General features: G+C 68.6%; 14 protein-coding genes and 1 pseudogene. 9 read left to right on the forward strand and 6 right to left on the reverse strand.

Annotated features, from left to right (window positions below; translation table 11 throughout):
• Positions 1-169: 169 nt before the first annotated feature.
• Positions 170-615, reverse strand: a pseudogene (locus tag ACFW22_RS12615) (transposase domain-containing protein); the annotation flags it as partial.
• Positions 616-903: 288 nt separating this feature from the next.
• Here ACFW22_RS12615 and ACFW22_RS12620 point away from each other — a divergent pair.
• The 3 genes from ACFW22_RS12620 to ACFW22_RS12630 all read left to right on the forward strand — a co-directional run bounded on the left by ACFW22_RS12620 (position 904) and on the right by ACFW22_RS12630 (position 4,121).
• Positions 904-1,230 carry a hypothetical protein gene (locus tag ACFW22_RS12620; RefSeq protein ID WP_386402226.1) on the forward strand — a complete coding sequence of 109 codons (327 nt, stop codon included), beginning with the start codon at positions 904-906 and terminating at the stop codon, positions 1,228-1,230.
• Between the two features lie 796 nt (positions 1,231-2,026).
• A complete protein-coding gene (locus ACFW22_RS12625) occupies positions 2,027-2,857 on the forward strand; it encodes a BTAD domain-containing putative transcriptional regulator (RefSeq protein ID WP_386402229.1) in 831 nt (276 codons plus the stop codon).
• 439 nt (positions 2,858-3,296) lie between these two features.
• Complete coding sequence (locus ACFW22_RS12630) at positions 3,297-4,121, forward strand: BTAD domain-containing putative transcriptional regulator (RefSeq protein ID WP_386402232.1); 825 nt, start codon at positions 3,297-3,299, stop codon at positions 4,119-4,121.
• A 687-nt stretch (positions 4,122-4,808) separates the two neighbouring features.
• On the opposite strand, the gene ACFW22_RS12635 is transcribed toward ACFW22_RS12630, so the two are convergent.
• Together ACFW22_RS12635 and ACFW22_RS12640 are read right to left on the reverse strand one after the other, a co-directional pair.
• A complete protein-coding gene (locus tag ACFW22_RS12635) occupies positions 4,809-6,002 on the reverse strand; it encodes an FAD-dependent monooxygenase (protein WP_386402235.1) in 1,194 nt (397 codons plus the stop codon).
• Entirely contained in the window at positions 5,999-6,643 is a 645-nt protein-coding gene (locus ACFW22_RS12640) for a TetR/AcrR family transcriptional regulator (protein ID WP_386402238.1), read from the reverse strand. Before ACFW22_RS12640 ends, ACFW22_RS12635 begins: the two co-directional genes overlap by 4 nt.
• A 177-nt stretch (positions 6,644-6,820) precedes the next feature.
• On the opposite strand from ACFW22_RS12640, the gene ACFW22_RS12645 reads away from it, so the two are divergent.
• The gene (locus ACFW22_RS12645; protein ID WP_386402241.1) at positions 6,821-7,396 is read left to right on the forward strand and encodes an Imm21 family immunity protein; all 576 of its coding nucleotides are present in this window, start codon (positions 6,821-6,823) and stop codon (positions 7,394-7,396) included.
• A 113-nt stretch (positions 7,397-7,509) separates the two neighbouring features.
• Here ACFW22_RS12645 and ACFW22_RS12650 read toward each other — a convergent pair whose 3' ends face one another.
• Positions 7,510-10,095: a beta-glucosidase gene (locus tag ACFW22_RS12650; RefSeq protein ID WP_386402244.1), complete on the reverse strand. Its 2,586-nt coding sequence runs from the start codon at positions 10,093-10,095 to the stop codon at positions 7,510-7,512.
• A 154-nt stretch (positions 10,096-10,249) separates the two neighbouring features.
• Here ACFW22_RS12650 and ACFW22_RS12655 point away from each other — a divergent pair, with 154 nt between their 5' ends.
• Positions 10,250-10,888, forward strand: coding sequence for a TetR family transcriptional regulator (locus tag ACFW22_RS12655; RefSeq protein ID WP_386402247.1), 639 nt, complete (start codon positions 10,250-10,252; stop codon positions 10,886-10,888).
• A gap of 142 nt (positions 10,889-11,030) precedes the next feature.
• The gene (locus ACFW22_RS12660) at positions 11,031-12,053 is read left to right on the forward strand and encodes a MerR family transcriptional regulator (RefSeq protein ID WP_386402250.1); all 1,023 of its coding nucleotides are present in this window, start codon (positions 11,031-11,033) and stop codon (positions 12,051-12,053) included.
• A 208-nt stretch (positions 12,054-12,261) separates the two neighbouring features.
• On the opposite strand, the gene ACFW22_RS12665 is transcribed toward ACFW22_RS12660, so the two are convergent.
• Positions 12,262-12,675, reverse strand: coding sequence for a cytidine deaminase (locus tag ACFW22_RS12665; RefSeq protein ID WP_386402253.1), 414 nt, complete (start codon positions 12,673-12,675; stop codon positions 12,262-12,264).
• A 300-nt stretch (positions 12,676-12,975) separates the two neighbouring features.
• On the opposite strand from ACFW22_RS12665, the gene ACFW22_RS12670 reads away from it, so the two are divergent.
• The gene (locus ACFW22_RS12670) at positions 12,976-13,596 is read left to right on the forward strand and encodes a phosphoribosylanthranilate isomerase (protein WP_386402256.1); all 621 of its coding nucleotides are present in this window, start codon (positions 12,976-12,978) and stop codon (positions 13,594-13,596) included.
• 830 nt (positions 13,597-14,426) lie between these two features.
• On the opposite strand, the gene ACFW22_RS12675 is transcribed toward ACFW22_RS12670, so the two are convergent.
• On the reverse strand, positions 14,427-15,206 hold the full coding sequence (locus tag ACFW22_RS12675) for a helix-turn-helix domain-containing protein (RefSeq protein ID WP_386402259.1): 780 nt from the start codon (positions 15,204-15,206) through the stop codon (positions 14,427-14,429).
• 120 nt (positions 15,207-15,326) lie between these two features.
• Between ACFW22_RS12675 and ACFW22_RS12680 the strand changes: the two genes are divergently transcribed.
• Positions 15,327-15,677 (forward strand): nuclear transport factor 2 family protein, encoded by a 351-nt coding sequence (locus ACFW22_RS12680; RefSeq protein ID WP_386402262.1) that lies wholly within the window; start codon positions 15,327-15,329, stop codon positions 15,675-15,677.
• Positions 15,674-16,036, forward strand: coding sequence for a DUF1330 domain-containing protein (locus ACFW22_RS12685; RefSeq protein ID WP_386402265.1), 363 nt, complete (start codon positions 15,674-15,676; stop codon positions 16,034-16,036). Before ACFW22_RS12680 ends, ACFW22_RS12685 begins: the two co-directional genes overlap by 4 nt.
• The last annotated feature ends 1,033 nt before the right edge of the window (positions 16,037-17,069 follow it).

The following is a 17,069-nucleotide window of genomic DNA, read 5'->3' on the forward strand; positions in this document are numbered from 1 at the left end:
CAGACGCCACCAGGCAACAGCCCGACAAAGCCACTACCAACGACGGTCCGCCAACGAACCCACCGGGTAGATCACAAAACCGCACTGGAGTACTAGCCCACCGGAGCAACCACCAAGACTTCAACAGGGCAACAACACCCTCCCCAAGCACCCGAAGTCGGGCCCGGTTGCGCGGCGAGTCGGGCACCCGCGCCGAGCTGCAGCCGTGGAGCGACACCGTGCGGTAGGCACCGAACCGCACCCCCGGCGGCGTCGGGCGGGCCAGCGGACCTGCAAGTACCTCGGACAGAGCCCACAGCGGCGCAGCCCCAGCCTGCGGCGCGGGTTACGCAGGGCCTTCGCGCTCGGCGAGGCCACCGGTATCCCGGCCAGGCCGCCGGTCAGCTTGTCCCAGACCAGCCGGTAGCCGACCTCGGGGAACAGACACATCGCGAGCAGGAAGTGCACCCCGACCCGGAACGGTAGATCACTCAGCCGCCGCTGCACCGTCCACGTCTCGGCCAGCACCGCGTCGACGAGCTCGAACGGCACCACGACGGTCGGCTCTCCCGGATGGCCCGGCGCGAACCGGCCCGCGGCCACGGTACGGGTGATGGCCGTCAGCGCGGACGGCAAGGCAAGACGAACCTGCAACGGAGCTCCTCACGTACAAGCTGTCTTGGTCGACTGCCTGTACCAACGAGGTCCGTTGTTCTACATCAACACCCCTTGTGTGAAATGGGTGTTCGTCAACTTCCCGGCCTTGGGTCAAGCCCCGGCTCCGCATCCGCCAGGAACGACGGGCCGACCTCCACGAAGCCTTCCTCAAGCTCGCCTGCTGCCTGATCATCCGCCGCCACGTGCTGTTCTTGACCTGACCGGCACTCACTCCACGTCGACAGACCGGCCCGGCAAACTGATCGCATGAACCGAGACGCCCTGCAATCCGCGCTGTCCCAGCATGGCAGCGTCTCTGCACGCACAGCCCTGGCCGAGCTGGAGGCAGGCGCGGACTGCGAGGTCTTCTCGAACCAAACGGCTTCTGCGCAACGGCTCTGGAATATCTGGTCCTGGCGGCACGAAGTCATGCTCGACACGGGCGTCACACCTCGGCCCGGACTTGTCGAAGCCATCGCCGGACTCCAAGCCGCAGGAACCGCTCCGGTCTACCTGGCGACCGTCACCGGAACACGGAGACGTTTCACGATCTTCCTGTCCGAAGACCTCACCCAGTGCGTCGCCTGCTGGTGACCGCCTCATTGTGTTGGGTCCTCTTAAGGGACACGCAAGGGGACCGGCACGGACGGCAACTCGCTCTTCGCTGTCGGCGACTTGGCCCGACAGACCGGACTGAGGGTCAAGACGATCCGGTCCTACTACGACCCCTCGCCGACGCGCTCGCCGCCCGCCATGCGCAGACCTTCATCCGGGCCGACGACGGCCGGCCTGCGCCATTGGCTGCCGAGACGCCTGGAGACCGCCGGCTACACCTGCGGGGGGCTACTGGCGCATGCCCTCAGTCATCAACGGATGGCCCGTCCCGCCCGACCTGACTCTGGTGTTCACGTGGTTCACACGAGCCTTGCCCGGCAGTACCGGACAGCCACCCCACCAGACCACGGGTGTCTCGAGGCATTCGGCAGGGTGGCTGCCCTCGCCAGCACGGTCCGGCGCCACCCATGCCATCAGGGCGACCCACGCCCCTGCACCCACCGAGACACCAGACGACGGCACAGAACAAGCCACCACCATGACCCGGAGGGCGCTCCGACACCAAACCGACTGGTCTGTTTAAGACCCTCTTCGCTCCCGCGCTACCACCCTGTAAGACAGCAAGCGCAGCAGAAGCGCCCCGCAGGGGCTGGGTCAGCCCTGCCTGATCGAAGAAAAGACCAGCTCAGAGCAGCTTTTTCCTCTAACGACACGAAGGCACAGAGAAGCCAAAACAGCACAGTTGGTCTTCTATTGACAAACCATCGGTCCTGTTTTTTACTAGCGGGGCCCGAGCGCAAGGACCAAACCAACCGGGTACCAGGGGGAGTTCAGCGTGGACATTGAGGTACTGGGCCCACTGTCGGTACGGGAGAACGGGCGGTCCATCACCCCCACCGCGCCCAAACCCCGACAGGTCCTAGCCCTCTTAGCCCTCCACGTAGACCAGCCCGTCTCCGTACCCTCGCTGATCGACGAGCTATGGGCCACCAAGCCGCCGCGCAGTGCCCGCACCACCCTGCAGACGTACGTGCTCCAGATCCGCGCGCTCATCTCCGCCGCCCTGCAGCAAGAAGACGCAGCGGGCCGACGTGACGAGGGGAGTCGGGGCGCCTTTCCGCGCACCGCGAAGGACGTCTTGGTCACCCTGCCCGGGGGCTACCTGCTCAACGGAAGTCAAGGCTCCAGCGATGCGAGGGAGTTCGACCGAATCGCCGGGCGAGGCTACCGGGCAATGGACGCCGGAGATTTCCCCACCGCCGCGCGCATCCTGAGACAAGCACTCGCCCTATGGACCGGCCCCGCCTTCGCCGACGTCCACAGCGGCACGCAACTCGATCCAGAAAAACGCCGGTTGGAAGAGAATCGACTCTGCGCTCTGGACCAGCGCATCGAGGCTGACCTCGCGCTGGGGCGCCACCGAGAACTACTGGCCGAACTCGGCGTGCTCACCAACCGCTATCGGACCCACGAGAGCCTCCACGGTCAGTTCATGATCGCACTGCACCGCTCGGGCCGACGCCAAGAAGCACTTGCCGCCTACCAGCACCTACGCAACACGCTCGTACGCGACCTGGGCCTCGAACCTTCCGCCCCCCTCCAGCGGCTCCAACGAGCCATCCTCACCACGCCTCCGGTCAAACCCCATCAACTCGCTCACGTCTAAAGCAGAGCACGCCTGCGGTCCGGAGAGGACCGATACGGAACGGCACCCACCTGGACGGGCAAGACCAGGGCGTGTCGAGTCGGGGCCAGCCGGGGCTGGGCTACGTGGGACGGTACGAGCCGAAACGAATCGGGACGGGAAGAATCCGCCGCACCAAAACGACTTCCGTTCAAACCGTCTGTGTTCACTGTAGGTGGCAGCAGGCGGCCTCTTTCACGGGGACGAGGCCTTTCGTGAGCCCCGGTCGATCAGCATGCGGTGCCGCGCACGGCGGGGCGCCAAATAGTTTTCATGAGAACCACACCGCTTGAGAGCTCCAGAAAAACGCGCAATAAGCCTTCAAAATTCGCGAAGGCTCTCCAAGGGAAGCGTTAGACCTGCACCTCGAACGAACCGAGACAGAAAACCGCAAAACTCGATCACGGCGACGGAGAGCACGATGAAGATTCAGGTTCTAGGACCGCTGAACGCAGAAATCAACGACGTCTCGATCGTTCCAACCGCCCGGAAGCCGCGACAAATCCTGGCGCTCCTCGCGCTCTACCCCGGACGTGTCGTGCCCGTCACCACGCTCATGGAAGAGATCTGGGGGACCCAACCGCCCCACAGCGCTCTCACCACCCTCCAGTCCTACATACTCCAGGTCCGAAGAAGGCTGAACACCGCCATCGGCCCCCACAACCCCAACCTCGCCAAAGAAATACTCGCCACCCGACACGGCGGCTACCTCCTTCAGTTGCCCACAGATTCCATCGACGTCCACACCTACGAACAGCTCGCCCGCCAAGGGCACCAAGCGTTCGAGGAAGGAAATGACGAGAAAGCAGCCACGCTTCTCCAACAAGCGCTCGCCCTCTGGCAAGGACCGGCCCTCGTGGACGTCCACGTCGGCCCCATCTTGGAAATCGAAACGATGCGCCTCGAAGAAAGTCGCCTCGTCACCACTGAACGCCGCATCGACGCCGATCTGCGCCTCGGCCGACACGCCGAAATCCTCGCCGAGCTCACTCAACTCACCGCCCGCCACCCCCAGCACGAAGGGCTCCACGCGCAGGCCATGCTCGCCCTCTACCGCTCAGGGCGACGCGCCACCGCACTCACCCTCTATCACCAGCTCCGCACTCACCTCATCACCGAACTCGGCGTCGAGCCCTCCCCTCAAATACAGCGACTCCACCAGGCCATCCTCACCGTCAACCCCACCCTCAACACTCTCACCACAACCCAACCCACTTCCACCTATGACCTCTTCACCACCCATTAAAGAGTCCACCCAACAAATAATCAGCAGTCAAAGACTCTAGCTAGAACGACAGCGAGGCAGAAAAAACTCTCCCTTGCACTCTCGGCACGGTTATAGATGACGTCGCCCGTCCGACCAAAACACGCCGCTCACGAAACGCGACAAGCCCCCGTTACGATGCCCGACCAACTGCCACCTCTCCGGTGTATCGACATCGGTTGAGCAGGCTCAGGAGATGTCGAGCGATGGAAACATCTCAGTTCCCGTCAAGGACAACACGACCCAGAGAATGATGACGTGGCTACGTCCTGTGAGAACACTGTGCAGGCCGGGGACCAGGCGGGCAGACGGGGCGCTACGAGTGTGAGCTGTTCGCTCCCCGCAGCCAGTGCGGAAAAGAGTGCCGCGAGAAGGCTCTCCGTGGCTCTTTGAGCAAGTCGCTTCCCACTCGGAGGCGTTGGCTGCACGTGGGACGATGAACTTCTTCGACTTGGCCGCCAGGAGCTCCTGAGCGGGACCTTCTCGGCCACTCTGCGTCCTGGGGGCTGCTGCAAGCCCTCCGCTCCACGTTCCCTCCAGGCCGCCCGGTTCGGGGGTATCCGGTGTTCGACGGATACCCCCGAACCGGTCAGGTCCACTCACGTCATGGTCGGAGCCCGTCGGTTCCCGATCCGGCACCGCGCCTCCGAACCGCGGCCCTTGGCGCCGTCACGTCCCGAGCTTTTCGGCTGCCTCGACCTCCCGGGCCAGGACCGCAGGCTTGCCGGACAGCGAGCGGGCCACGATCCTGCCCACCCCTGGAAGCCCGGACAGGCGCATGGCGGTGCGCCTGACGTGCAGGCGCACGGCGGACGCGGGCAGGAACCATTCGGCAGCCGCCCGCCCGGCTTCCTGCTTCTCCTCGGCCACGGGACGCCAGCGTTCCTCGTACGCGGCGAGCCCTGCCTCGATGGAGGACGCCCGACCGAGTTCCTCGGCCAGTACGTAAGCCCCCGCGATCCCGAGCGATGCGCCCTGGCCCGCGAGCAGGGACACGGCGTAGCCTGCGTCCCCGACCAGGACGGTACGGCCCCGGCTCCATCGGTCGGTCACGACCTGTGCCACTTGGTCGTAGTACATCTCCTCGGACGGGGGGCACTTCTCCAGGGCCCGCGGGACCACCCAACCGAGGCCTCCGTAGGCACGTCGCACCTCTTCCCGGGCGTCGCGGGGAAGTTTCCCGGGGCCGGCCCGGTGCACCCCGAAGGCGGCGACCCGTCCGTCTCGCAGGCCGTAGAGGCCCATCTGGCGGTCGACCGTGTCGGTGAGGCAGAGGCGGTCCCGCACCTGCTCGAAGACCTCCGGGTCGTCGAAGACGTATGCGGTCGTATGGAACCCCCGGTACTTCAGGAAGTCGGCTTCGCCGCCGAAGACGAGTCGGCGCACGGTGGAGTGCACACCATCGGCACCGACCAGGAGGTCGGCCCGTTCGACGGTCCCGTCGGCGAGGGTCACCCGTACTCCGTCGGGCGTCTCTTGCACCGCCTTCGGTCCGGTGCCGAAACGGAGGTCCACTGCCGGCGGGAGCGCCTCCCTCAGCACCTTCTCCAGATCGGGCCGCATGATGCTCATCAGCCTGCCGCCGACGGCCCGGGAGAACTGTACGTAGTCGAGGCCCGTGCGGCGGTGCCCACGCTCGTCGACGAAGCTCGCCTCGTCGATCCGGTACGCCAGTTGCTTCAGCCGCGGCAGGAGACCCATGGCCTCGACTGCGTCGTACCCGGGCCCGAAGAAGTCGACCATGTACCCCTGGGTGCGGGGGCCCGGTGCCTTTTCCCAGACCACGACGTCCCATCCGAGGGCATCCATTCGGTGTGCGAGGGCAAGGCCTGCGATGCCCGCCCCACAGATCACTGCCTTCATGCCGTATCACCCGTTTCCTCGGCGGCAAGTCCCCCGCCGTAGATGGCAAGTACTTCTGGCGCCCAGCGTTCGAGGCCGGGCGTGGAGAGCGGGTCGGTCCCGAGGACTTCGGTCAGACGTGGACGCAGGAGCAGCAGCGCCAGGTCGTTGACGAGCAGGAACGCGGCCCGCACCTGTGGGTCTCGGCCCTGCACGGCCCGCCCGGCCCGCTCCATCTCCTCCAGCGTGTGCAGGCTGAGTTCGTGCAGCCGGCGGAACAGGGTCCGCCCCGCCTCGGAATCCGACAGCAACAGCCGCCCCAGATAGGCGGGGATGGGCGAGTCCTCGGGCAGGTGGCGCAGCACCAACTCCCCCAGCGAACGCAGTGGATCCCCCTCTGTCCTTCCGGCTTCCGGAGCGGGCCCGGCGACCTCTCCGAGCACGGCTTCGAAGACGGTCAGCACGTACTGGTCGACGTCTTGTCGCAGCCCGTCCTTGGAACCGAAGTGGTGCAGCACGAGTCCCGGCGACACTCCTGCGGCCTGGGCGATCTGTCGTACGGACACCGCTTCCGGCCCCGACTCCGCGAAGAGCCTCAGTGCTTCGTCACGCATCACGGCCCGACTCGTACGGTCGTCGCCGCCCTTCATTGCTGAACGCATGTTCAAAACACTAAACGATCGTTCAGTGTGAAGGCAAGGGCGCCCCCTCCGCACGAAACGCAGAAGGCCGGAAGGCCGGGCCGGGCCGGGCCGGGGGCGAACACCGGGAGGTTGGGACGTTGGACCGTGCGGGTGGGTGCTTCAGGTGGCGCCGGGGGCCGGGGGCAGAGTGTTCACATGCCTGCGTCTCGCAAGACTTCCCGTCGCGCCCATGCCGATCTCGCTTGGGTGCAGTCGATGGGTGGCCCCTTGATCGTCGTCCCGGTCCCTGCACTGGAGCAGTGGGGCGGATGCACGGAAGGAGGAGTGATCGTCGGCGGCACCGACGCTCCCGACGACTACGACCGTGCATGCGACGTGGAGGGCCTGGCGGGGATCATCGAGGTCGGCACCGGGGGATCCGCGTTGGTGTTGGCCGACGAACCCGCCACGACCTGCTACCTCCCCGAGCAGAACGCCTTCCTCCGATGGCTTGCCGCCGACTCCGACGTCGAGCTCCTGGAAGCCGCCGAAGCCGTCCTGGGGGACCCCTCGGCCGACTGGGAAGACTGTGGGGTCTGGGAGACCGGTGGAGCATCGGTCCTCCTGGACTCCGCCGTGGCCGGAGCCGACCTGGCCGTGGAGTACCCGGACCAGGGAGGCCTGCCGGAGCAAGCCCACGTTCCCGTGCCGGCGGGACGCTGGAGCGTTCGCGCATGTCACCGGACGGGCAACTTTCCGTGGGTGGGAATCGTCCAGCTCCTTCCTGCCTGATCGGCCTCGGCCGTCTGGCGGGCGGGCCGCCTCGGCGGCGCATGCGGCCCGGCGCTCAACGGCTCGGCTCCCGTGCGCGATCGGCGCGGGCGGAAGGGGACGGGCCCCGGGCGTCAGCGGATGAAACGCAGGACGTGCCCCGCTCCCCCGGCGCCGGGCACGACGTCGAAGTCGAGGGCGAGGTGCAGGTCACGGCTCGATCGACCGATCAACAAGCGGTGGCGACCGGCGCGCGGGCGCCACCGCCCGGCGCCTTCGTCCCAGTGGTGGAAGGTGCGCCACGGGACGGTCAGCGTGACCGTCGTGGTGTCGCCCGCCGCGATCTCGGCCACGGCGAACCCTGCCAGGACCCTGAGCGGGTCGTCGGGCGCGGCGGGGGCTTCGAGGTAGGCCTGGACGACCTCGCGTCCGGGGCGGGAACCGGTGTTGGTCAGGGTCACCTTGACCGACGGTCCGTCCCCGCCCGCAGGGCAGGGAGACGGAACGGGGACGGACGGTTCGGGTGCCTCGACCCGTCCGTAGGACCAGGTGGTCCACCCCAGCCCGTGGCCGAAGGGAAAGGCGGGCTCGATGCCGGCGTGGTCGTAGCCGCGGTGGCCGATGTGGAGCCCCTCATGGTAATCGACGACTCCGTTCAGGGGGACGGCATCGGGGACGGGGACGTCGGCGGCGCGGGCGGGCAGTGTCCACGGCAGGCGGCCGGAGGGTTCGGCACGGCCGAACAGCACGTCGGCCAGGGCGTGCCCCGCTTCCTGACCGGGCAGCCAGTGCCAGAGCAGGGCGGGAACTTCGGAGGCCCAGGGCAACAGGACCGGGGCGCCGGCGTTGACGACGACGACCGTACGGGGGTTGGCGGCGGAGACCGCGCGCACCAGTCGGTGTTGTTGGGGGCTGAGCTCCAGGTCGGGACGGTCCCAACCCTCTGATTCGACCTCCTCGTTGGTGCCGATGACCACGATCGCGGCATCGGCCGTGCGTGCGGCCCGGACGGCTTCGTCGATCTCGTCCTCGATCGTCGGACCGGGTGGCTGGTGTCGCAGGTGGGCCGTGACGAAGCGGCCGTAGCCCTCGCCGTCGATGACCCGCAGGTCGATCCTCAGGTGTAGCTCCACCGGTGTGGAACCGACCCGCACGCCGTGGCGAACGGTCTCGGGGTGGTTGTGGCGGGACTCCAGGACGATTTCGACGCCCCGGTCGTCCTCGCCCGAGTGCACGACCTGGTGGTCCAGGGCGACGGTGAAGCGTCCGGAGCAGCCGAGTTCCAGGGTGTGGGTGCCCCGCTCGGTCAGGGTGACGCGGCCGGTCAGGACCACGTCGGTCACTCCGTCTGGTACGGGGAAGACCCCCCAGTCGCCCGTGGGACGGACCTCCTCTCCGAGCTGCGTGCCGTCCGCCGCCAGATGGGCGGCGTGCAGCCCGGTGAGCCGGACGGGGTCGATGAAGGGGGCGTGCCGTCGCGAGGAGCCGCCGCGGTGCACGGTGAGCGTCACCCCTTCGGGCAGTGCGGCCCGCAGGCCGTCCTCGTAGCCGATGGTGCGTACGGCGGGGACGTGGGCGCTGCCGCCGCCCTGGAGGTAGGGCTGGACTGCGTTCGGCCCCACCAGGGCGACGGTGCCGAGCCGGCAGGGGTCCAGCGGCAGGAGGTGCCGCTCGTTGCGCAGCAGGACGGTGCCCCGGTTGAGGGTCTCCCGCAGGGTGGCGAAGTCGCCCTCTCCGATCGGCGCCGTCGGGATGGCGGCCCTGGGCGGGGCCGGTTCTCCGGAGCCCCACGGCTCGGTGAGCTTGCCGACCCGGGCCGCCAGCCGCATCAGCCTCAGGACCTTGTCGTCGATGGTTGCCTCGTCCACTTCTCCGCGGCGGACGGCTTCGACGAGCGCGGCACCCCAGGGGCCGTCGGGGCCGGGCATCACGAGGTCGAGACCGGCGTTGGCCGCGGGTGCGACGCTCCGTGTGGCGGCCCAGTCGCTGATCACGGCCCCGTCGAAGCCCCATTCGTCCTTCAGGACGCCTCGCAGGATGCGGCGGTGCTCCAGGACCGGTGCGGATTCGGTGCCGTCGTCCAGTCCGGAGTAGGCGCCCATGACGCTCCACGGCCCGGCGTCGGTCAGGATGTGCTCGAACGGGGCGAGATGGGCCTCGCGGAGGGTGCGGGCGTCGACCCGCGCCCGGTAGCGCGTGCGGTCCGTCTCGGAGTCGTTGGCGACGAAGTGCTTCGGGCAGGCTGCGACGCCGCCCTCCTGCAGGCCCCGTACGAGCGCGGCGCCGAGGACTCCGGACAGCAGCGGGTCCTCGGAGAGGCATTCGAAGTGACGGCCGGCGACCGGGGTGCGTTGCAGGGTGACCAGTGGTGCGAGGACGACGTCCACGTTCTTGCGGCGGGCCTCGGTGGCGAACAGGCGGCCAAGTCGACGGGCCGTCTCCGGGTCCCAGGTGGCGGCCGTTGCGCTCGGGGCCGGTGCGAGCAGTCCGGTTTCGTTCGGCTTCTCACCGGTGCCCCTCACCCCCTGGGGCCCGTCGGAGGTCACGACCGGATGCAGTCCGAGTCGCGGTTCCCCCGGCAGCACCCACAGCGACGCCCCGGTCAACAGGCGCACCTTGTCGGCCAGGTCAAGCCCCTCGATCAGCTCTGCCCAGCGGCCTTCACCCCCGTGTTCCGAACGGCCCGGGAGACCGGCAGGGGTGGGCGGCTGAACGGGCACGGGGGCTCCTTCGGACCGTGACGGCAGCGCGTCGGAGTGACGACGATCACATGAAAGCACACTTACTAAGTACTCAGTAAGTGATGTGGAGCGTGGCTTCCCCCCACCTTTTGAAAGTGGATCACCGGCCACACCGGGGGCTTATGCTTCGCGGGTGGGCAACCAGTCGGCAAGCAGAACGCATCGCAAGGCGGCTCCTCGAACGCCACGCAGCGCGGAGGCCAAGCAGCGGCAACGGGACATCCTGCAGATCGCCATGGACACGTTCGCCGACCGCGGCTACAACAACGCCTCGCTCCAGGAGATCGCCGACCGGGCCGGGCTCACCCAGGCCGGCGTCCTGCACTACTTCCGCACCAAGGCCCAGTTGCTGACCAGCGTGTTGGAGCTGCGCGACGCGAGCGACATCGACCGGTTCGGCACCGAACGCCCCCGCGGCCTCGCGTTCCTGCGGCACCTGGTCGACACCGTGGCCCGGAATGCCGAACGCGAGGGAATCGTACGCCTCTACGCGGTCCTGTCCGCGGAGAGCGTCACCGAGGGCCATCCCGCTCAGGAGTACTTCCGTGCGCGCTACGAGGGTCTGCGCGCGTCGATCGTGGAGGCGCTCCACGAGGCGTGCGAGCTCGGCGAGATCCAGGACCGCAGGTCGGTGGAGGACACGGCCAACGCGATCATCGCCGTCATGGACGGGCTACAGGTGCAATGGCTCCTGTCACCGGACCACGTGGACATGGCGGACTCCACCGATCGCGCCATCACGGCGCTCCTGGCCGGGCTCGCCCCCTCCTGAGGCGCCGCCCGGACCACAAGCGGACCCCACGGCGGACCGTCGAGACCGGCCGGGCCCACAAGCCCTTCGAACCGCCTGGCCCCGGACAGGAGGGGCACGACCACGGCCCGCTCGCATCGTTCTTGCGCCGTAGAGTGACTGCATGTCCGAAGCAATGCACGGGGTCACCACCGGGGCCGTCGCCAGGCGCCTCGGCGTGTCACCGACGACCGTGCGCTCCTGGGAGCAGCGGTACGGCATCGGGCCCGCGGTTCGCGCACAGGGAAGGCATCGCCGTTGGATGCCCCGGGACATCGCGATGCTGGAGGAGATGTGTCGTCTGACGGCGACCGGCATCCCTCCGGGGGAGGCCGCGCGGGTCGTCCTCGGGCAGTCCGACGCACCCCGCGAAGAGACGTCGGTCCCGGTCGCGGAAGGGGCGCTGGCTCCGGTTCCGTCGGGGGCGGAGGACGCACCGGGCGCCGAGGGACACGAGCCGGGCTCGGGAAACGGGCTGCCCCTCGGTGACGTGCGGCAGGAGTGTCGCGGCCTGGCGAGGGCGGCGGTGCGGCTGGACAGTCCGGCGATGGAGGCCCTGCTCGAACAGGTCATCTCCGACTACGGCCTCGTCGCGGCCTGGGAAGAGGTGATGGTCCCGACCCTCCATGCGGTGGGCCGCAAGTGGGAGTCGTCGGACGACCGCTACGTCGAGGTCGAGCACTTGCTGTCGTGGCAGGTGTCCACGGCCCTGCGGCGAGCAGCGGTGAGCACGCCCTCGACCGCGAAGGCGCCTCCGGTGCTGCTGGCGTGCGTGCCGGCCGAATCCCACACCCTTCCCTTGGAAGCGCTCGCTGCGGGCCTGGCCGAACGCAGGCTGCCGACCAGGATGTTCGGCGGGGCGGTGCCCGCCGAGGCCCTGGACGCCGCCGTGCGCAGGTCGGGGCCCGCCGTGGTCGTCCTGTGGTCGCAGGCCCGCTCGACGGCGAGTCATGCCCTCGCACGGCACGTGGCCGGCACCTCGTTCGGGCTCAGGGGCGCCCGCACCACGCCGCTCGTCCTGCTGGCCGGGCCAGGGTGGGCAGGGCCGGCCCCCGCCGGGGGGCTGCTGCGTCCCGGCGGACTGCGTGAGGCGCTCGACCTGATCTCGAGCGTGTACGGAGAGCCGGTGGCATCGCCCGGCGCGTGAAGCCCCGTTCCGTTGCCGAGGAGGCAAGGGGACACCGACTCCTGCGGCTCGCCCACGGCAGCACCGTCCCCGGGCGGACCCGGACGGCAACGGCGGAGTGTGTCGTGGAGCGCCGACCGGTCTGCATCGTGACGCCGCGATGGGCCTGTGGCCGCCCATCCGGCCCGGGCAGCGCTCGTCCCGGTGGGGGCCGACCGTGTGGTGCCAGCTATCCCTCGTCGATCTGGTGATCGGCCCATACGTAGGTTTCGGGCAGCAGGTCGACGATGCGGACGGTTCGGAGGCGGTCGCCTTCCCCCACGATGACCTTGAGGGACGGGAAGTAGTCGAGGAGGACCTGACGACACCGCCCGCACGGAGGAACCACTCCTCGGTCCCTGTCGCCCACCGCAACGATCGTGGTGAGTTCATGGGCTCCCTGGGCTGCCGCCGCACCGATGAGGACCAGCTCGGCACAGGGACCACCGGTGAAGTGGTAGGCGTTGACCGCCGTGACGATCCGTCCGTCCCGGGCGCGTGCCGCGGCGGCCATGGTGTGGTTGTCGCCCCGGCAACGCGTGCGGGCGACGTGCGCCGCCGCCTCGATGAGTTCGTGGTCGACGGTGTGCTGCTGCGTACTCATTGTCTCTGCCCTCGTGAAGTGTCAGACGAGGTTCGCCCGCAAGTCGGAGGAAAACAAGCGGTTATCTGAGAGGGCGCGTTTCGGAGCCGCAGTCGACGTCCTCCCGTCCTGCCACGGGATCGGGTCAGAGGAGCGTTCCTCGCGGTCCAACGGGCGTGCGCCGAACCGCAACGGCTGCCCCGCTGCCCCGCTGCCCCGCTGCCCCGCTGCCCCGCTGCCCCGGCAACAGTCCGCGTCCGCAGGCGGTCACGGGTGAGTAGGCTCGGGGAGCCGTGTCGAAGGTCAGCAGAGGAGAGACAGATGTTCGTCAAGGTGTGCGGGCTCGGGACGACCGCCGACATCGACGTGGCGGCCACGGCCGGGGTGGACGCCATCGGTCTGGTGATCAGCGGGACCAGCGTGCGCGGGCTCGACCGGGAGCGGGCAGCGCGGCTCGCCTCACACGTGCCGGCGAACGTCCTGTCCGTTCTGGTGGTCAATGACACGCCCGCTGCCGAAGCTGCCCGTACGGCCAATGAACTTGGCTTCGGGGCGCTCCAGTTGCACGGCCCCGCCTACCAGGAGGAGGACTTCACCGCTGCGGCCGCGATCTTCCCGCGACTGTGGAGGGCCACCTCTTTGAGCGACCGGCCCGACACCCGGGTCGGCGCCTTCGGCGAGGAGGTGCTCCTCCTCGACTCCCCCCACGCGGGATCCGGTGAGCCGTGGGACCTGTCGCTGCTCGCGACGTCCCGCCCCCGGGGAAACTGGCTGCTCGCCGGCGGGCTCACTCCGGAGAACGTCGGCGAGGCGATCTCTCGGGCGCGCCCCTGGGGCGTCGACGTCTCCAGCGGCGTCGAGTCCGCCCCCGGGGTCAAGGACCATCAGCGGATCAGCAGGTTCGTCACCGCAGTGAAGCAGGCCGCTCCCCGTGCAGCGTGACTCCGTCGTGGTGCCCGGGGACGCTTCGTCCGCCCGCACGACGTCTTCTGCCGTCAAGACGTCGTGCGGGGCGGTACTCGGGTTCGTACGTCCCGACTCACGGAAAGGGAGTCAGAACCCGGAGTCGTGAACACGTGCTGCTCGCAACCGTGGACAAAGCCGCTGTGGTGCTGTTCACGAGAACCGAGTTCGGGCAGTACTCGACTCGCTGCAGGAATTGACCAGCTCGTGGTTCCGGGCAGCGCGGGCTGCCGGATTGGCGTGATCAGCGGCGGTCGGAAGTGATGTCGGTTGACGACATGCTGGGGAGTCCGTCTGCGCCTGGCGGGTCGGTGTCGTGCGGGGAGCGTCCGGCTTCGGTCCGCCGGAGGGCGACGGTGGTGTTGACACCGGTTTCCCCGTCGGGGAAGAAGTCGCGGCCTTGGGGCGTGAGGAACTGGGCGCGGGCGTTTTGCTGTGAGGTTCGGCATGGCCTGCACGGGGCCGTTGCACCGTGGGGAGCCATCAGGACCGTCGACCCAGCGGAGGACGTCCGTCGACGACGAGCTGCTTCGCGCTGACGGCCGCAGCCTGCGTGGGGCATCGTTCCAGGAGCTCCCTGGTGCGAAACGGCGCAAAAAGGCTGCCGGGACAGCCGCCGCGGGCACCAGCGACAGTTCCCGGGAGGTCGCGGATGCGCTGCCCGTGTTCCCCGAGCACTCGGTCCACGACGAAGACGTGCCCCCGTCCCAGAAGGAAGGCGAGGTCCTCCTCCTCACCCACCGCGAAGTCTGAGAAGAGTGGCTCGACCTCGCGGAGCCGGGTCTTCGACGGGATCCTTCGGGCACGGTCTACCGCCGGTCGAGCCGACGTCGGGTCGCGTCGTCGGCCGGCAGGAACGTCTCCAGATGCAGCCCTTCCAGGGCGGCATCGGTGGCGGTGCTGAGCGTGGCGGAGGTACTGAAGAACCGGAGCGGGATGCCGTCCACATCGATTTCGAGGGTGACCACTGGCCCCGCGGAGGGAGGGGCGGTATCGGATGTGTCGAGGTATCCGGCGATCTCTGTGACGAGCTCGTGGTGGCGTCGGTCTTGGGTGCGCTCCGCGCGGTGTCTCATCTGCCGCAGCAGATGGCTGCCCCACTCCGCGAGGTTGCCGATCCGATCGGCCAGCCCGTCCGGATGGAGGCACGCCCGGACCACATTGATCGGCGGCTCCAGCAATTCCGGCGCGCAACCGCTCAACAACTGGTCGACCGCAGCATTGGTGTCGACGATGTCCCAGTGGTCGTCCAGCAGCAGTGCGGGGTAGGGCAGGTGTGCGTCGAGGAGTTGACGCAGACCGTCCATCACTACCGCGATCGACGCGTCGTCCCATGGACGATCCTGATAGCGCGGTGCGTAGCCGGCAGCCAACAGGATGCGGTTGCGATCCCGCAGCGGCACGTCCAGGTTGTCGGAGAGGTGCATGAGCATCTCCGGGGTCGGGTGCGCCTTGCCCGTCTCCACCCGGCTGAGATGCCGGGTGGAGACCCGCGATCGGTTGGACAGCTCCTGCTGGCTGAACCGGCGTCGCTCGCGCCAGGTCCGCAACAGCACACCGACCGGGGGGACTTCGGCTTCAACGCTCATGCCATGAGTCTACGGAGCCGTGTCCTGGCAGCCATGACCTGAGAGGTCATGGCTCGGATGACCGGACCCGGGCCAGGATGTTGGACACCGGCCGATCGAAACGAACGGGAGGAACTGATCATGAAGAACATCGTCCAGCAGTACCTGGCCACCTGGAACGCGACCGGCGACGAGCGGGCGAGGTTGATCTCCGAGCACTGGTCGCCCGAGGTCACCTACACCGATCCGATGGCCGAGGTCTCCGGCCATGAGGGGATCGCCGTGGTCGTCGACGGCGTCCAGGCGCAGTTTCCCGGGTTCGTTTTCACCCGGGTTGGCGAGATCGACGCCCACCATCGTCAGGTGCGCTTCCGCTGGGGCCTGGGCCCGGAGGGAGCAGAGCCGCTGGTGATCGGATTCGACGTCCTGGTGCTGGACGGATCGGGCCGGATCCAGGACGTACGCGGCTTCCTGGACGAGGTGCCGGCATGACGGCGCCGCGCGCATACGTGATCGGCTACCTGAAGGATGTCGAGCTCGGCCCGGAGATCGCGGAGTACATCGAGCGGATCGAGGCCACGATGACGCCGTACGGCGGTCGCTTCCTGGTGCACGGCGGACAACTCGTCGTGCACGAGGGAGCCTGGGACGGCGACATCGTGATGCTGGAGTTCCCCGATGTGGCCAGCGCCCAGGAGTGGTACGAGTCTCCGGACTACCAGGCGATCCTGCCGCTGCGCACCGCGCACTCGACCTCGATGGTCGCACTGGTCGAGGGGGTGCACGACGGCTATCGCGCAGTCGACAAGGTCTCTCAGCTGTTCCCGCAGCAGGACGCCCCGACCGGGTAGGCGCGCCGAGCGCGGACCGACCGCTGGGCAGTGCCCCACAGCCTCTCTCCGAAGTCGCCGCAACGACCCCGTCCACCGCGGATCCGGACGTTCGGCGACGCCGGCGGGCAGCACCGCCGATTCCTGGACGACGATCCCTGGTCCCCGTCAGCCGCTGGAGACACGAACGGCTGCGGGACCTCGGTCGTGCGGAGGAGGCGGCGGCAGCAGGGCGAACGCTGCCTGCCGCGGCATGCGGTCGTGTCGCACGCCCGGCGCGCAGGGCGCGGTGGGCGCGGTGGGAGTGGAACTCCCGGACGGCTCGGGGGGTCCGGTGCCGTGAAAGCGGTGCACAGCGCGGGGGCGTGCGGAGAACGGGGCCTCGGACGGCGACCAGCGCGCATCGCCGCGCACGCTCCCCTACATGCCGCCCGCTGCGCCGCCACCCCGCCCTCACGGTTCGTGTCCGGCCGGCAGGCCGTGGGCCGGGCAGGCGCCAGCCCGATTGGCCCGGCATGCGGCTCGAAGTGCGCCTGCACCGGACTTGCGGAACTTTCCCCCGCCCTGCGCGTTCATAACCAGTCCTGAGCAGGCCAAACCACCAGGTCGCCGTCAATGCCATAACGTTCAGATTGCGAACGTGGCATAGCGCAAAGGTGTTGCAGCTTCGTTATCAAGTGACCTTTTGTCTAATTTTGCACCAGTTTCTTCAAACATCTTGTGGCCCTTGCCACTCCCTGGGGATCAAAGACAGCTCGGGCAATAACACTCCGAAATGTCCGGCGCAAGGCTTTCGCCTCATGCACTTTCGACTTCTGCTGGGTAACTTCGGCCCGCATGACCACCACCTGCACCCCGGCCGCCCGCCGGTCGCGGCGGCCCCGGGTCGGGACCCTCACTGGTGAACCCCGTGGCCCGCGGCCGTGCCGCACCGACGGTCCGCCCCACGTTCCCGCCCACCGGTGGCCGCCTTCAGGCCGGCCCTCCGGGTCCGCATCCAGCCTCGCGGACTCCGTTCGCCCTGCCGTCCGGCCGCGCCGGGAAGAAGCAGGCG

Origin of the sequence: Streptomyces sp. NPDC058872 (assembly GCF_042743065.1) — a bacterium.
In the GTDB taxonomy this organism is placed as follows: Bacteria; Actinomycetota; Actinomycetes; order Streptomycetales; family Streptomycetaceae; genus Streptomyces.

Coding starts and splice junctions, on each gene's coding strand:
- ACFW22_RS12635 (WP_386402235.1), bottom strand. CDS start 6,002: ATGAAGGCAGTGATCTGTGGGGCGGGCATCGCAGGCCTTGCCCTCGCA.
- ACFW22_RS12675 (WP_386402259.1), bottom strand. CDS start 15,206: ATGAGCGTTGAAGCCGAAGTCCCCCCGGTCGGTGTGCTGTTGCGGACC.
- ACFW22_RS12640 (WP_386402238.1), bottom strand. CDS start 6,643: ATGCGTTCAGCAATGAAGGGCGGCGACGACCGTACGAGTCGGGCCGTG.
- ACFW22_RS12630 (WP_386402232.1), top strand. CDS start 3,297: ATGAAGATTCAGGTTCTAGGACCGCTGAACGCAGAAATCAACGACGTC.
- ACFW22_RS12670 (WP_386402256.1), top strand. CDS start 12,976: ATGTTCGTCAAGGTGTGCGGGCTCGGGACGACCGCCGACATCGACGTG.
- ACFW22_RS12660 (WP_386402250.1), top strand. CDS start 11,031: ATGTCCGAAGCAATGCACGGGGTCACCACCGGGGCCGTCGCCAGGCGC.
- ACFW22_RS12620 (WP_386402226.1), top strand. CDS start 904: ATGAACCGAGACGCCCTGCAATCCGCGCTGTCCCAGCATGGCAGCGTC.
- ACFW22_RS12680 (WP_386402262.1), top strand. CDS start 15,327: ATGAAGAACATCGTCCAGCAGTACCTGGCCACCTGGAACGCGACCGGC.
- ACFW22_RS12645 (WP_386402241.1), top strand. CDS start 6,821: ATGCCTGCGTCTCGCAAGACTTCCCGTCGCGCCCATGCCGATCTCGCT.
- ACFW22_RS12665 (WP_386402253.1), bottom strand. CDS start 12,675: ATGAGTACGCAGCAGCACACCGTCGACCACGAACTCATCGAGGCGGCG.
- ACFW22_RS12685 (WP_386402265.1), top strand. CDS start 15,674: ATGACGGCGCCGCGCGCATACGTGATCGGCTACCTGAAGGATGTCGAG.